Source organism: Daejeonella sp. AP26, assembly GCF_056680515.1.
The window spans coordinates 2,251,584-2,268,285 of record NZ_CM155286.1; the positions used below are offsets into that span (position 1 = coordinate 2,251,584).

Below are 16,702 nucleotides of genomic sequence, written 5' to 3' on the forward strand. Positions count from 1 at the left end.
GTTCAGTTTGAACTAAAGGGCCTGGTGTCTAAGTCAGCTAACATCTGTGATTTAATACCACCCAAAGAATTCAAACTTTGTGTTCCACACTGGGTAGCGAGATATAAACATTCATCTAAGGGCATGCTGTTCAGCCATTCGAATATGAAACCTGCGTCAAAGTTATCGCCTGCTCCTGTCGTATCAACAATTCTTAATGCCGTTAGAAACTGCTCAGGAATTTTATAGTCAGTTACAAATTCCTGAGTAAATGCTAGAGCGCCCTCAGCTCCCCGTTTAATGACCACTAAAGGGCATAGGGCTGACAGGAATTTGCCGGCTTCATACACCTCAGATTTACCACTAATGGCCAGGGCTTCCGCCTCATTCGGTAGAAAGACATCGATCATCGGTAAAATTTCGGTAATTGTTTTCCATTCGCCGGAAGGATCCCAGTTGGTATCGAGCGAAATGGTGACACCATTGTCTTTCAATGTTCTTATCCATTCAGGCCAGGCAGGAATTAAGTTATTCAGCAAAAAATAACCTCCGATATGCCAGTGAGAAGCCATTGTTAGCAAATCCTCTTTAAAAATAGAAGGCCCGATCAGATTTAACGTACCCAGATAGGTAAGCATTGCCCTGTCGCCCTTATAGGATAAATTTAAACCCATGGGCGTTTTTTCATCATCCAGTATATCAATCAATGAAGTATTGACACCGCTCTCCTCCAGGGTTTGCAAAATGATCTTCCCCTGAGGGTCGTTACCCAGCTTGCCGGCAACTGCAACCTTACCTCCAAGCTTCGCGATCTGCGTTGCAAAAATGCCTACAGAACCCCCCAGATCAAGAGAATAGTTTTCTACTAATTGCTCTGCCTGACCATATTCGGGTTTTACATTAGCATCGATCAGAATATCGATGCATAAATCTGCCACGGCCATGATGTTAAATTTCATTTGAAACGTTTTATAAAGTTTGATTCTAATCAGCCCGTGTTACTTATCGCTTATTTGAATTGCGTAAAACCCCGGCCAGCATTTCTTCCAAAACAGAAGTACAGCTTTCACAGCCTGTACCGGCTTCTGTAGCAGCTTTCACCTGGTCAAGGCGAGTCAGGTTTTCTGTATTTATGGCATCCAGGATTGTCCCCTTAGAAACCTGCTCACATAAACAGACGATAGTCGAGTCGGGCCAGTTAAGTATTTTACAGCTATTATCAGTCTTACTATTGTTTATGAGTTCTTCGGGCGGTCCGCTTATCCGGGTTTTATTCCGGGTTTGCTGAAGCAAGGTTGCATAATCTGAGGTGTCTCCTAATAGTATACCTCCCAGGATGTACTTGCCGTCTTTGGAGATATTAATCCGTTTATATACCCCCGCAGGCTTGTCGGTGTATGTAACCTGATCGTGCAGTTGCCTTTCGCCAAGGCCGTCGCCAAAGTAAGCCACGTCAACTTCAAGAATTTTCAATTTTGTGAAAATCACATCTCCCGAAAATGCTTTGTAGATATTGGATAAGCGCGCAGCCAGCACATCTGCCATTTCAAAACAAGGAGTTGCCAGCCCCCAGATCTTACCCAATGCCAGCGCACATTCTCCAATGGCATATATGTTCTCGTCGCTGGTTAAAGTGTAATCATTCACTTCAATCCCCCCACGCTCCCCGATCTTTAAACCAGCTGTTTTTGCTAACTCGTCCCGCGGACTAATACCGACCGAAATAACAAGCAAGTCAGCATCAATAGCGGAACCGTCAGAGAATGATACACTTTCAATCTTCCCGTTCCCTACTAGTGCTTTTGTTTGCTTGTTCACCAAGACATGTAAGCCTAAAGCCTCCAGCTTGTCTTTTAAAAGGGCAGCGGCAGCAGCATCAAGCTGCCTTGGCATAAGGTGCGGAGCCATTTCAATTACCGTAGTATGGATTCCGGTGTTCAATAACGCTCTTGCCGCTTCGAGACCTAAAATACCTCCTCCGATAACTACCGCCTTTCCTGCTTTCGGCGTGCGCTGCTGTATGGCCTTCAAATCATTGATCGTGCGGTATACAAAAACCCCCTCAAGACTGATTCCTTCCATAGACGGCACGAACGCGCTTGACCCGGTCGCAAAAATCAATTTGTCATAAGGTGAGATACTGCCTGATTTAGATCTTACCCACTTTTCCGTGCGGTTAATCTCAATAATGGGATCCCCTAAGCTGAGGTTTATTTTATTCTTCTCGTACCATGAAACAGGCGCTAAACAAAGTTCCTGTTCAGATTCAAGTTCAAAATATTTAGTCAGGTTAACCCGGTCATATGCCGGGTAACCTTCTTCACCAAAAACGGTAAGATCGTATTTCTTATTCAGTTTATATTTCAGATATTTTTCACAAAATTTAAAACTGGTCATCCCATTTCCGACCAGAATAAGCTTCATGTTTTTTTTTACATCAACGGTAGTTCTTTTCATATGAGGTTCCTACAGTGAAGCTTGAATGGTGTCGAGATACCATTGGTGGAAGTTTACAACGTCTACTTCCGAAGGCGCCATCGGGCCGGGGAGATATCTGATCGAATTAATTCCTTTTTGATTGTTTTCGCACAAATGCCAGTCCTGCTCGCCGGTGATCTTCCAAAATTCGGTTAGACGGTCAATGTCGTAATCGACACCCTCTACCGCTTTGCCATCGACGAGCCAAAATAAATCAACAACGGAACGCATCGAATCCAACGGTGTTATCCGCATTACCCAAATATAATCGCTCACACCATCCATCCAGAAATTAGGGTAATTAATAAGCCCTACTACCCCATTATCATAATCCTGATGTGCGCCCATTACAGGGGCAACGGGTTTACCGTTGATACTATAACTTTCTACCCCCTGCCTTAAAGGGTAACGTATTGCAAAATGACAGGCCCCATCTACTTTTTCAATCGTTCCAAGGGCAAGGCCCTTCTCAAGCCAGCTGGCATTCTGATCGGCCCATAGGTCTTCCCGTTCTTCTACCAGATTTGCACCAACTACCGCATTGCAATATTCAATGTGCACCGGCCCGCAGTGATAACATTCTCTGAAGTTTTCTGCAATCAGCTTCCAGTTCGCGTCCAGTTCATACTGATCACGATATGCTACCTTAGCATGGTTCAGCTGATAGGGCGCAAGGTAGGGTGCAAGATCAGTCATTTCACGGGAAAAATCAGGAGGGTTTTCTGAAAAAGAGATAAATATGACACCTTCCAGAATTCTGACTTGAACGGGGAACAGGCCAAACTCACTTTTATCAAAATCATCCGGCATCAGTCGGGCGCTACGCAGCTTTCCATTTTTCTCGTATACCCAATTATGGTATGGACATTTCAACTTTGCCTCATTTCCACGTTCCTCAAGGCAGATCACCGAGCCCCTGTGACGGCATGTGTTGTGATGGGCATAGATTTCCCCGTCGTCACCTCTTATAATTATTGCCGATTGGTTTATAACCGTGTACGTGAAATAATCACCGGCTTCCGGAATTTCGCAGGTAAACCCTGCAAAAAGCCAGTTACGGTTCCATAGAGCTTTCTGCTCAAGCTCCAGGACTTTCGGGTTGAGATAAAAATCCCGCTCCAGGCTCCAGCCCTTTCTATACCTGCCAATTAACGATGCGATCTCATTCATATCCTTTACAATTAATGATTAATAATTTGGCTAAACAGCTATTAACTGACCGCCACTTCAGCATCCAATTTTGGTTTTCGTTTTATAAAAAAGATCAAAGTTGCCATTATTGCTATTACGAACACCATGGCACTATTAACTGCAAACACCTTTTGCATTGGCATTTGCTCATAAAGCTGGCCGCTTAAAATATTTCCCAACACAGACCCGGCACCAAAATAGGCTGCCCATAGGAGCGATTGACCTGTCGTGCGCCATTGGGCAGGTACAATTTCATTTACGAACTCGACACCGGCTATCCACAACAGCGTCCACGTCAATCCATTCAATGTTTCAATCAGGATAACCCATTTCGGGTCACTGTTTACGGAATATAAGAAGAGTCGAAGAGAAGTTGCGAAGATCGCTATCACCAGCACCTTGCCCGGAATTATTCGCTTCAGAAGCCAGGCGGCAACAAAATAATACGGCAGCTCACTTAATGCCTGCACACTTATGGCAAGTCCCGTTGTTTCCGGGGATGCTCCGATCTCACGCATATAAATAGTCAGATAAAAAGTACTGGCCGATTGTGCTATAGCAACAATCACGATCACAAAAAGAAAGACCAGCAGTACTTTATTACTTATAATGTTTCGGAAATCTTTAAATTCAAGGTCCAGACCTTTCGATGAGGGTGCAGTCGAAATAAATGTCCGCACCACAAAAAAGGTTAACAAAAGAAAAACTGCGCTTAGGTAAAAAATTACATTTATCCCAAAAGCAGGCATCAGCCACCCCGTTAATAAGGCACCCAGGCCGAAACCAGGTGCACCCCAGAATCTAATACTGCTGTAAGAAGTATCGCCGCTGCTTTCTACCTGATCCAGGGCGATACTATCCAGCAAGGGTAATACAGGGGCGTTAAACAAAGACATTAACAAAGTAATTACAGCGATGGACAATATCCCCGAACCTGCTAAAGGAAAGACCGCGAATAAGAGGGCCGCTGCAATTATAACTCCGCGGAAGCATACTAACTTACCATACTTATCTGCAAGAACTCCCCAGGCAGGCTGTACAAAAAGCATCACCAGCCATGGAATGGAGGCCAGGTATCCTATAACCGTTCCGTTCAACCCCCTATCTTCCAGCCATAGATTAAGCATCGGCATCCATGATCCAAGAGACGCAAAACCAAGAAGATAAGCGGCCCGCAAAGGATTATGCTTTGAGAGGATTGCCGCCTGAATATTCCTTTTTATCGTTGTTATCACTCTTATTATTACGGTTTAACTGCGTTTGCTTACTTGTGACTATCACTTTGGAAGGACGAACGTACCTCCTCCCCAGGCAAATATTCGTCATAGACTAATAGCGTTAGTTTAATACCCCGGGTTCTGCTTGATTTTAACGTTGGCATCGATCGCCACCTGGGGAATTGGGTATAAAAGATATTTTGGCTCACTAGCTTTGGTTTTAAACGGGGGCCGGGGTGCCAGAAATTTCCCAAAGCGGATCATATCCTGTCTGGTAAATCCTTCCCATGCCAGCTCGAACCGGCGTTCCTTGTAAACATCTTCAAGAGTGACGCTTGTTAATAGCTTGTTTGCCATGCCTGGAAACGCTCTTTCACGAATTCTGTTGACCAGTTCAGCCGCATTGCCGCCGCCGTTACGAACCAGCGCTTCCGCTTTCATCAGGTATACATCCGCCAGACGAAAAATGTGAATGTCGTTTTCCATTGAGGTGCTCAGGCCTGCTTCAAAATCCCATTTAAGCACTCTCGCTCCTTCTTCCTGGTTGATCCAGCCCATACCGTCTGCATCTACCTCATTCATAACCATATCCACTGTGTGGACAAGAGGCCTTCCATGCCCTGTGATTAAAACTTCACCGGTTTCCGGATCCTTCATAGGACCAATCAGGAAAGAACCGTTGTAGCGGATATCTTCAACATCAAAACTCTTTACATATGATGGGTTCGCTGCAATCCCATTCCACGGGCTAATATTTAAACCTAAAGCGAGGGGGTCGAGGTAATGGAGCGTATTATAGGCAAGGCCGTTTTGAACCCCGCTTCCGCCAGACCTGAACACGGCCGAGAAAATAGCCTCCTTTGAAACATGATTATTCGGAATAAAATTAGTTTTCCAGTTTGGTTCTAAAGTGTAAGGCATAGCCATAACTACATCGCATGCTTCAATACATTCAGCCCATTTTGACCCGCCCTGGGGATTCCAGACTTCAGCATTCAGGTACATCTTGGCTAAAAGAGTGTAGGCAGCACCCTTAGTCATCTTACCGTAACTGGCAGGGGTAGCAACGTCGCTTCGTAGTTTATCCTTGACCGCATTCAACTCGCTGACAATAAACTCATAAACCTCTTTCCGGCTTTTGGTTTCCGGCTGATTTTTGTCCAGGAAGTCGGTGACAATAGGCACATTGCCGTAATGATCGCATAGCGTGTAGTACCAGAAAGCGCGAACTGCGCGGACCTCAGACAATATCTGGTCCTTTATATCATCAGCTATGCCCGGATTAATACTTATCTGGTGATAGATTTGGTTGCATAAAGAAATGGCAGCCATAGGCCCCTGATAAGCTCTGTTAAATCCACTGCTGCTTGCGGTCCAGGTGTGTTTCATCATTTCCTTAAACATAGGCTCTCCCCAGTCGCCGCCTTTGAACCCGGGTATAGCGACCATATCGGCGGAAAGTCCGTCCATCGTGAGGTAGCCGTCCCACTCCAGGTTGTGATCTTTCAAAGTGCTGTAAATGGGGCCCACCAAGGCATTTACCTGTGTTTGATTTTTGCCGAAATTACTGATGGCTACATCGCTGTACAATTCCTCATCGAGTTTTGTACATCCGGATGCGATTAAAATGCCCAGAACTGAGCAGAGTATATGAATACGATTTTTCATCTTGATTTGATTTTATAAACTGATATTTAAGCCGAAAGACAGTGTCCTTGCTTTCGGAACAAATGAGTCTTCCAGAACACCGGGAGCCAAACCGCTCATAGTAACTTCAGGATCGCCACCCTTGAATTTAGTGATCAGCAGCAGGTTTTGACCAGAAACGTAAACCCTGCATTTCTTTATCCCCGTAAAGTTTTTAAAATTGAAGTTATAAGCTAAACTGGCGTTATCAAGCCTCAGGAAGGAACCTTTCTGGATATCATAGCTCGATAACTTAGGATCTTCACTAATGCCATTAGTCAGAGCATCCTTCAGTACATTGGAACCCGGCAACCATTTAGCGTTTCCGTATTGTAAACTGGCATTATTCAAAACGTCATTGCCATAAACACCCCTGAAGAATACACTGAAATCGAATTTTTTATAATTCACCGAGTTTAAAATACCGTAGGTGAACTTTGGAATTGCATGGCCGATGTATGTGTAATCGGAATTGTTTATCTCACCATCGCCGTTGACATCCTGGATCACATACTTTCCTGTTTCGTCAAGTCCCAGACTTCTCCAGTTATAGAATGTTCCGACTTCCTGGCCTTCCTCAATAATATGAGTGGTTAAATTTCCGGAGCCGCGTAAATTAACACCCCCGTTCTTAATGCTTTCAGTCTGGAAGGCATCGTCAGACAGTTTAGTGATCACATTCTTGTTATGAGCGAAATTTACCGCTACATTATATTGAAGATCCTTCTTATCAACAACAAGTCCGTTAACAGAAAACTCTAAACCCTTATTTGACATATCTCCAACATTCGCCAGCATAGTGGGGTACAAATTCGGTGGAACCGGTACATTATACACATACAGTAAATCGCTCGTATTCTTAACATAATAGTCAATAGCGCCGCTTATCCGGTTGTTAATTAATGAATAATCCAGTCCGATATTTGACGATGCGGTTTGCTCCCATTTCAGGTTTGGATTATCATTCTGCTTATACTTGTAAGTATTGCGCCAAACTCCGTTATCAAAAAATTCATCGCTACGACCATATAAAGCAATTGAGTTGTATGGGTCAACACCTTCCTGATTACCGACGACGCCGTACCCTACCCGCAATTTAAGGTCATTGATGACGGAGCTCTCAGATAAGAACGGTTCGTCAGAAATCCGCCATGCTGCCGACAATGAAGGAAAAACGCCCCACTTATTATTCGCACCAAACTTCGATGAGCCGTCCTCACGCAGCGTTCCTGTAATAATATACTTGCCATCGAAGCTATAATTCACCCTTCCAAAAAATGAGATGAGTCTGCTCACGTTTTTAAAGGAATAGACATCGGTGGGAAAGAGGTTTTCGCCGGCACTCAGATTGTTGTCTTCAAAAACATCAGTGATAAAGCCCCTGTTGGAGGCACTCTCTGCCTGAAGCGTGTTCTCTTCGAAAGAATAACCCCCAAGTACTTTCAAACTATGGTTCCCAAACTCCTTTGAATACTCCCCGGTTAACTCCAGCAGGTCTTTATCCCAGCTTTGATTTCCCCGGTAAGCATATCCCTGGTCGCCCCTGCCCGCCTGGGTAGTCGATCCGTTGTAACGGCTGATGTTTTCCGTTTTTCGCTGTTTAAACAGGTTTACAGACGCCGTTAAACCCCTTGTAATTTTCACGTCCGTTTTCAGACCAGAATACACGATTGTGTTTTTAAACAGGTTTTTGTTTTCGGCAATGTTATGCGCCGGATTTCCCTGGTTAAAATCAGTGATCTCAAACCAGCTTCCGTCGTCATTTTTGACAGGGTATACAGGCAGCATATTATAAGCCAGTACGGTGTTGTAGGAGTTTGTAGGAGTATGAGAGCTTTTCACCGACCCGGTAGTGAAAGCAAAATGAATCCGGTCATTCAACACACTTTGATTAACCGTGAAGAGCGCATTATACCGTTGAAGCATATTATCGCGCATAATGCCTTCCCTGTCGAGGTAGTTCAGAGAAGCCCGGTAGGTGCCCTTCTCCAGACCGCCCGCAACAGACAGACTGTGGTTTTGCGAGAAGCCCTTTCGCGTAATTTCATCGAACCAATCTGTATTGGCTCCCAGGTCAAGTCCCTGTACATCCAGACCCTTTTCGCGAGCATAATTAGTCCATTCAGCAGCGTTTAACACCTCAGGTTTATTGGCAGTAGCATCAAAAGCCATGTAGCTTTCATACTGGGCGCTGGTTTGTCCTGCTTTACCTTTTTTTGTCGTGATAAGAATTACACCGCTTGCAGAACGGGAGCCATAAATAGCTACAGCCGAGGCATCCTTCAATACACTTATCGATTCTATATCCTGAGGGGAAACCGAATTCAGATCCATCCCGGGAATACCATCAATCACGACAAATGGTGCGCTGGAGCCAGTTAACGAGGAGGTGCCACGTAAACGGATAGTTTGCTGTGAGGTCACATCGCCGCCTTCAGTTGTTATAGCAAGACCGGAAACTTTTCCCTGTATCAGGTCAAAGGCTGTGCGGCTAACACCCTTATTGAAGTTTTCCTCGGTTACAAGGGTAATAGCACCTGATATGTTCCTCCGGGATTGAGTTCCGTAACCGACTACCACGACCTCGTTCAAGCTGCCGGGTTCCTGCATGAGGCTTATGTTTTGAGTACTCTGTTCTCCGTCCTTTAAGATCACCTGTTTCGTGTTTTTCGCAAATCCCAGATATGTGCAAGTCAGCGTGTAACTTCCCGCCGGCAACTTTGTGAAACTAAAGCTTCCTTTCGCGTCAGTTCCTGCGTTCGCCGTGGCCGGTCCTTCGAGTTTTACAGAGACACCCTGTAAAATTTGCCCCTGGAGGTCAGTAACAGTGCCTCTTATTGTGGCTCCATTCTGCTTAGCGGCTTTATTATCAGCAATTTCAAGGGGCTTAGAAACGTTCCGCTCAGAAAAGGTTACCCGCGGTGAGAAGTCAGCAGCGTTTGCCTGTAGACAGAATACAGTTAAAAGTAGGACAGTCAACTGCGTGAGCCTGACTGAAAATTGATCGAATCGCCATTTCCCATCTTTTGGGCAAGGGATTCCACTGTAAAGGCCTTTTAAATTCATGTTTATTTGGTTAGGATTTTTATGTGTATTCAGCTGTTAGTTGCAGTGTTTGAGACAGGGCGTTGACATTACTTCAAAGCTTCATCCTGATCCTTGTCCAGAAACTTGGCCGAATCCTGTATAGATTCGGTTTTCCATTCTAATAAAGCGCTGTCAGGAACGGTCTCAATAGGAATAATACTGGATTGGGAAGGCTCGTTATAAGGTATATTAGAAGCCCTGTTATAGACGGAAATTAAAGACCAGCGCGGCTTATCAGACAGGTTAGCTTCTGAGCGATGCAAAAGATTGCTGTGAAAGAACAGGGCGTCGCCTGCATTTATTTCTACATACACCAGCTCCATCGTTTTCAAAGCAAGGTCCACATGATGCTGGGAGGCCCCGATTTGCTCTCCGGAAAAACCGTGCTCAATACGTCCCATTCTGTGTGAGCCTTTAATCACCTGCAGGCATCCGTTAGCCTTATTTGCCTCTGTTATCGCAACCATTACCGACATCATCTGGTCCGGAAACAAAAATTCATTCTTGTACCAGTAGCCAAAGTCCTGGTGCCATTCCCACGCCCCGCCAACCCGCGGCTCCTTTTGCATCAATTTGCTGTGAAAGTGGCATACAGGGCTTTCACCCTGCAGTAAAAGTGCCGCCGATTCTACCATCCTCTTACTCTTGGTCAGCAGGCCGAAGGCATCATTGCCGGGCACGTACCAGAGCGTTAGTTTTGTTTTCTTACCCGATTGATCATTCAAATCAAAAGCATGTTTCTGCAGTACGTTATCGCCGGTTGCGATACTGTATAGCTTACTTACCTCTTCGCTGCTGAGAAAATTTCTGACAATAAGATACCCGTCCCTGCTAAAAACAGCAATCTGTTCAGCGGTTAATTGAAAATCTTCCATATGATGATTTTTTAAAAATGTCTTGCCGGCTATGCCGCAGTCTCGCCTGGGATTGCTTAATGGTGGCCGGCAAGGAGCCGGCTCAACCACTAATAATTAAACAACCGGAAATTTGAAGGTCGACTTCAGATAGACCTTTTTCCCGTTTTTACCTGATTTCCTGGCGGCCTCAATGATCTCAAGCACATGCAGTGCATGTTCCGCAGCAATAAGCGGCTCCGTACCGTTGACGAGTGCTTCTGAAATGACTGATGCTCCCTGCTGCCAGACATATCCGGCAGGATCCGGAACAAACCGTTGCGGTTGTTCGTGATCATGCGTTACCATATCCACACCGTGGGGCGCCCAGTCGTATCCTGCCAGGGCCATATTTCCATGGGTTCCCCATATTTGAATGGTCTGACTGTCCTCGCTCTTTCCCTGGTGGCCATGCGGATCAAAAAAATTAAAGCCGCACTGTACGTTGGAAAGCACGCCCCCGTCATGTTCCATAATCAATTGAGTATTGTCCTCCGCTACTACTTTTATTTTTCCCTTATCATCTATAGTCCGTTCAGGGGTAACAATGGTTGTCATCGCCATTACAGATCGGGCAGGGCCCAATAATCCCGTAAGGGTTGCAATATTGTAAACACCGAGATCGGGCAGGCTGCCTCCTAATTTTTCGTAAAAGAAAGATGACCAGAGCGGCCCTGTATGGCCATAATGGGCATGTGCACTTGCAACCCTGCCGAGTTTTCCCTCACGAATGGCCTTTGACATGAAAGCGAACTGCGGGCTGTTGACCACCGCCGGGGCGCCCCAGATACGAAGGTTCTTACTTTGAGCAAAGTCAAGCAATTCCCGGCCTTCTTTATAGGTATTGGCCATTGGTTTCTCACTCCATACATGCTTGCCAGCCTCTAAAGCTTGTTTGTTCAGCCGTCCATGCTCCTGCATGTCGGTGAGGGTGATCATCATATCAAAAGGAACACCTGCCAGCATCTGATCAATGTGATTATAATGATGAGCGACATTGAATTCCTTCGCACGGGAAATGGCACGTGCTTCGATGATGTCGCAAAGGCTGACGACCTCAACAAATTTGGATGCTGTTAAATGTGGCAAATACGATCCCGAAACGCTACCACAGCCAATAACGGCAACCCTGATTTTTTTACTTTCACTGGTTATTGCAAAACCCTCTAATGAGCTTAGAAGCACGGCGGCGCCTGCCATTGCCGTTTGCTGTAAAAATTGCTGACGTGTCATTTTATTCTGTTATTAGTTTGTAAATAGTAAATAAGATATTTGGTCGCCGGTTTTTTGAAATATCCGTCGGACGCACATTGATTAACTTTTATCTTTTTTAGACATTGCTGAGGTGAACCCTAATTTCTTAAACCGTTCTGCAGCTCAGGAATTTTCATAAAAAGGTTCCACATCAGTCCTGTACGGTAATTTCAATCATCACTACTGTAAAATCCACATCGCACTGTTGACATCATCATTCCCGCCAAACTGAGTCTGCAAGGCACTCGTCAAATTTTCAGCATTTGTATCGTACTCTGTCTGCGGATAGAGCCATCTTTTGGGCACTTGCATATTATTGAATGTGCCCGGCCCGACACTAAGCACCGGTATGCCAGTCCGCCTTTGCTCAAAGAAAGCCTCCCAGCCCGAATGCAAGAATAAGGCGATATATTTCTGGGTAATGATCAATGGAATTGCGTTTGTAGTGGAAAAAGCCACATTAGATCCGTTTAAGTACGTTTCTATTTGTGAATCCGAAATATTATAGAATTTCATAGACGTCCTGATGCCATTTTCATAATGCTCCTGGGCGCTAAGGCCATTACTAATCCAGTTACGGCTCATCGCTTCTGCAATTAAAAACTCCTGTTCGGCATAGCCCAGGAAAATTAAGGGTTCATTGATCTTATCATTGACAAATCGCCGGCTAAGTCTTGAAGCGTTAGAAGAAGCGGACTGCTGATCGGCCACCGTTTGGCCGGCATCTACACCATCATAGTTCGCAAAATTGCCAGGCACCGCACCCGGGACAGGCTCAGCAATGGAAAATAAGCGGGGGTCATTCCTGTCCTTTAATATCTTTACCATTCCTTTTTCAAGCGATACCGCTGTTGTCACCGACAAACTGCCAAAAGTGGGATAGTAATTATCCACCGCACTTGCATTAAATTCCAGGCGCGCATTATCTTCCGGACCTGACATTAACGGATATTTCGCCGGATCACTTGTAATATTTTGAAACTGACCTTTAATATTCAGGCTTGAATTTGCTTCCTTCCGGCTTAAGTGAACGAGGAGACGGAGCTTGAAGGCATTTACCAGTTTCTTCCATTGTCCCGCATCGCCGCCGTATATAATGTCTCCTGTTATGGTGCCATTAGATGAATTCAGTAAGGCATTGGCTTCTTCCAACTCCTGTAAAATTCCGGCGTAAACAGTTTCCTGTGTATCGTAAGCGGGCTTAAAATTTCCGCTTAAAGCCCCCAGAGCCTTTGAATAAGGAATATCTCCAAAAGTTTCAGTAAGCTGGCTAAACAACACTGCTCTGAAAAACTTGGCCAGTCCCCGGTAATTTACCTGGCCTGTCTCAGCTGCCAGTGAGTCCATCCGCATCACCTGGCGCAGCGTATTATAATTGTCAAAGCTGCCTTCCCGCCAGCTGTAGTCAACAGAGGAGTTGCCGCGTTCATAATAGGTGAGCTGCCGTGAGGCAAAAGCCGCCGATGTCGGATCGTTTTTAAAAACAGTTACACAAATATTGGTCAGCAATAAGGCTGGAGTAGCGGTGCTGGGCTGATTAGGGTCTGTTTGGAAATCACTGTACTTTTTGCAGGAGCAGATCAGCAACGCCGGCAATAGTAACATAAGTCCAATTCTCTTAAAAGTGCCTGAAAACATCATATAGATTAAAGATTAAGCAATTAAAATTTCAATTTAAGATTCGCGCCGATATTTCTATAGGTCGGTTCGGCAAGTGCAAAACCGCTGTTGCCGTCCGGATCCATAAACGGAACTTTAGAGGAAAGCCATAAATTCCGACCGGTCAGCGAGAAGCTTGCGGCTTTGAAAGGCAGTTTTTTCAGAACTTTTGGTGAAGCGCTATAGGTAAGCGAAACTTCTCTCAGTTTAACGAATGTTTGCTTGTATACATTCGCGCCGCCTACCCCGTTTACGTAACTGGCGAAGATGTAATCTATATAATTCACCTTTTCTGTGTTCGGTGCAAATACCCTGGTATCACTGGTTATATTTCCCTGTATATCATAGGTCGCCTCTCCGGAAGTTACCACCACTCCCTCCCCTACGTAGGTTTTATTACCTAAGTAAGCATCGTCACGAAACGAGTTAGCTGTTCCCGGGTGCATGCCACCTTCATATAATTTTGCTTCTACCGCATTGAACATCATCCCCCCAACCCGGCCATCAAATTGAAAACCAAGGTCAAAGTTCTTATAGTTCAGACTATTGTTAATTCCGAAGATGTAATCCGGATCTGTATGCCCTAAATTAACAACATGATCAATGTAGTTGGGGAATCCGTTACTCTCATGCACGATCTGGCCATCCGGTGAGCGTTGCCAGGTCCAATCCCTGAATACATCGATCCTTTCGCCTACTTTAACAGCGTTGCGCATCGGTTCGCCCCCGTAGTATGATTTAACATATCTATGAGCCTGACTGATGTTAGCTGAAACATCCCACTTAAAGTTCCGGATTTTTAACGGTGTGCCGGTCAGCATTAATTCAACTCCTTTTCGTATGATCTCATCCCCATTAACCACCACGTTGGAGTATCCCGAAGCATTTGATACAGGAGTATTGATTATGAAGTTCTTCTGCTGGTAATTAAAGTACGTGAGATCCAGCCCCAGACGGTAATTAAAAAACCGAAGCTCAGTGCCCACTTCCCGCGAGATGTTGACGTTAGGCTTCAATCCGCCCGACACCAGCGTACTGGCAACCACTAAGGACGAGTTCGTTCCATTCCATCGCTGGCCGGTTTGATAGGTCGGTAGTGTTCCATACCAGTTTTGATACGGATTGTTATATATATCGATTCCATCAGAAGATACCTTTGCCCATGAAGCCCGGAGTTTAGCAAAGGAAACAAATTGAGGCAACTTGAAGATGGTGGATGGTATTACTCCTAATGAAGCTGACGGATAAAAATAGGAATTGTTGGGCCGCTGCAAAACGGAAGTCCAGTCGTTCCGGGCAGTTATACCCAGGAAAACCATGTTTTTGTAGTCTACGTCCGCATAGCCATAAACGCTGTTAACCATTTTCTGGGCTAACTTGTTCATGGGTGTAACCGGTGCAATGGAATTACTGAGCGTATATAGAGCCGGCACATTTAGTCCAACGGTTGCAACATCCAGATAGTTATTGTTATTAAACCGGTTGCTGGCACCTGCCGAGATTGTTGTGCTGAGATCAGTTACGATCTCTTTTTTAAACGTTAGCAAAAGATCACTTACCAACTGAAGATTGTTCCCTCTTTTTTCCTGGTATTGCCCATTTAACAAGCCGTTACCGTAATATACATAGCTCCAGGGAGTTTGTATCGAGGATAAAGAATTATTGGTAATAATACCGCCCCTTGCCATCAGCGAAAGTGATTTTGAAAAATCATAAGTACCGTTCAGCTGCCCGGTAATCACATCATTGGTATAGCCGTTTAACGCCTCATTGGCGAGGAACCATGGATTATTGTACCAGGTGTAATTATAATTAAGTTGCTGAACATTCTTCACGCCGTATGGAATAGGATTACCATTTTCATTTAAACGGCTTCCACCGGGTTGCCAGTAATTTTTCAGATCATTAACATCTACATCAGGTCCCATCCAAAGCAGCAGGTTGTAGAAAAAGTTATTTGCTCCGTAGCCGGTCGTTGGAAAGTTAGGCGTATACTGCCGGTTGTACGAAAGGGTTGATTCAACCCGGAACTTGTCACTTAACTTCAGGCCGCCGGCCAGGTTCACCGTAGTCGAGTTAAGCTTAGTGTTTGGCACCTGGCCTTTTTGATACAGATGCGTAAATGAAATTTTATAATCACTGCGGTCTGTTTTCCCGGCCACCGTAACGTTGTTGCTGGTAATCATCTCATTCTGGAGAAAATTGGTCAGGTTATTTTTTCCTTTGCTAAGTAAGGGCATCGGTTTATAGTGACTGACATCAGTATAGCCTCCCTGTCTAAATTCATATAATTGGTTAGGATCATAGGGACTATTGTACTGCGGAGCCTCCGTATAACCGCTGGCCGTTGTCGGATCTTTTTGATTCAGCTTTGGCCCCCATACATATCCGTAATCATCGTACCATCCGCCGCCACCCTTGCCATCCACAAAGGCATAAAAGCCGCCCCACCCCATGCCGTACTGATCCTGGGTTTTCGGAAGACTTATGAACCCTGCCTGGAACTGGTTTGCAGAGTTAATGCTCACTTCAACACCATTGGCGCCGGTCTTCCCTTTCTTGGTAGTAATCATAATTGCACCATTGATCCCAAGGGATCCGTACAAAGCAGCCGCAGCCGCGCCTTTCAGAACCGTTACATTATCGATATCATCAGCATTCAAGCTCCATAGATCGAACGTTTCTTTATCCGTTGGGATACCGTCCAGAACGATTAAAGTGCTTGCTCCCCGAAGGTAGATCTCCGGGTTCTCGAACAAGTTGGTTTTTGTTCGGATATCGAGTCCGGATACCTTGCCAACTAAGTTATTGGCAAGATTAGATTCGGGTGCTTTATCCAGGGCGGCGCCTTTAACTTCCTGCGTTGCATACGCCACCTTTGCTTTGTCCTTTTTAATTCCAAGCGCTGTGACGACCACTTCATCCAGTTTTGTTTCTGAAGCTGTAAGAGAGACAGAAATTATCAGTTCGTCACCTACTATAACTTCCTTTCCCTCGAAACCGAGGAAAGAAAACACCAGTGAAGCGCCTTTTTCAGCCTCAATGTTGAATTCCCCCTTACTGTTGGTCATCGTGCTGTTCCTGTTATCACCTTTTACACTCACCGTCACGTACTCCAAAGGGGCACCTGCTTCATCGGTGACAACCCCTTTCACCGGTTTAAACATACCATGCCCCGCTGCCATTAAAAAAAACGGTGCAAGCAGAGCAAGAAGCAACCCGGCAATTTTTCTTTTAGTAATGATTTGACACATAAAA

At 45.2% G+C, this 16,702-nt stretch carries 10 protein-coding genes; all 10 read right to left on the reverse strand.

The window, feature by feature from the left end; translation table 11 throughout:
• Nucleotides 1–2 precede the first annotated feature (2 nt).
• On the reverse strand, nucleotides 3–938 hold the full coding sequence (locus AC1MCB_RS09710; RefSeq protein WP_479968550.1) for a carbohydrate kinase family protein: 936 nt from the start codon (nucleotides 936–938) through the stop codon (nucleotides 3–5).
• A gap of 43 nt (nucleotides 939–981) precedes the next feature.
• Nucleotides 982–2,436 carry an FAD-dependent oxidoreductase gene (locus AC1MCB_RS09715; RefSeq protein ID WP_479968551.1) on the reverse strand — a complete coding sequence of 485 codons (1,455 nt, stop codon included), beginning with the start codon at nucleotides 2,434–2,436 and terminating at the stop codon, nucleotides 982–984.
• Nucleotides 2,437–2,445: 9 nt separating this feature from the next.
• Nucleotides 2,446–3,627, reverse strand: coding sequence for an aromatic ring-hydroxylating oxygenase subunit alpha (locus AC1MCB_RS09720; RefSeq protein WP_479968552.1), 1,182 nt, complete (start codon nucleotides 3,625–3,627; stop codon nucleotides 2,446–2,448).
• Nucleotides 3,628–3,668: 41 nt separating this feature from the next.
• On the reverse strand, nucleotides 3,669–4,883 hold the full coding sequence (locus AC1MCB_RS09725) for an MFS transporter (protein WP_479968553.1): 1,215 nt from the start codon (nucleotides 4,881–4,883) through the stop codon (nucleotides 3,669–3,671).
• 108 nt (nucleotides 4,884–4,991) lie between these two features.
• Nucleotides 4,992–6,533 (reverse strand): RagB/SusD family nutrient uptake outer membrane protein, encoded by a 1,542-nt coding sequence (locus tag AC1MCB_RS09730; protein ID WP_479968554.1) that lies wholly within the window; start codon nucleotides 6,531–6,533, stop codon nucleotides 4,992–4,994.
• A 12-nt stretch (nucleotides 6,534–6,545) separates the two neighbouring features.
• Complete coding sequence (locus AC1MCB_RS09735; protein ID WP_479968555.1) at nucleotides 6,546–9,617, reverse strand: SusC/RagA family TonB-linked outer membrane protein; 3,072 nt, start codon at nucleotides 9,615–9,617, stop codon at nucleotides 6,546–6,548.
• A 68-nt stretch (nucleotides 9,618–9,685) separates the two neighbouring features.
• The gene (locus AC1MCB_RS09740; RefSeq protein WP_479968556.1) at nucleotides 9,686–10,513 is read right to left on the reverse strand and encodes a phytanoyl-CoA dioxygenase family protein; all 828 of its coding nucleotides are present in this window, start codon (nucleotides 10,511–10,513) and stop codon (nucleotides 9,686–9,688) included.
• Nucleotides 10,514–10,609: 96 nt separating this feature from the next.
• Nucleotides 10,610–11,764, reverse strand: coding sequence for a Gfo/Idh/MocA family protein (locus tag AC1MCB_RS09745; RefSeq protein WP_479968557.1), 1,155 nt, complete (start codon nucleotides 11,762–11,764; stop codon nucleotides 10,610–10,612).
• 201 nt (nucleotides 11,765–11,965) lie between these two features.
• Nucleotides 11,966–13,390 carry a SusD/RagB family nutrient-binding outer membrane lipoprotein gene (locus AC1MCB_RS09750; RefSeq protein WP_479968558.1) on the reverse strand — a complete coding sequence of 475 codons (1,425 nt, stop codon included), beginning with the start codon at nucleotides 13,388–13,390 and terminating at the stop codon, nucleotides 11,966–11,968.
• A gap of 56 nt (nucleotides 13,391–13,446) precedes the next feature.
• The gene (locus AC1MCB_RS09755; RefSeq protein WP_479968559.1) at nucleotides 13,447–16,698 is read right to left on the reverse strand and encodes a SusC/RagA family TonB-linked outer membrane protein; all 3,252 of its coding nucleotides are present in this window, start codon (nucleotides 16,696–16,698) and stop codon (nucleotides 13,447–13,449) included.
• Nucleotides 16,699–16,702 lie beyond the last annotated feature (4 nt).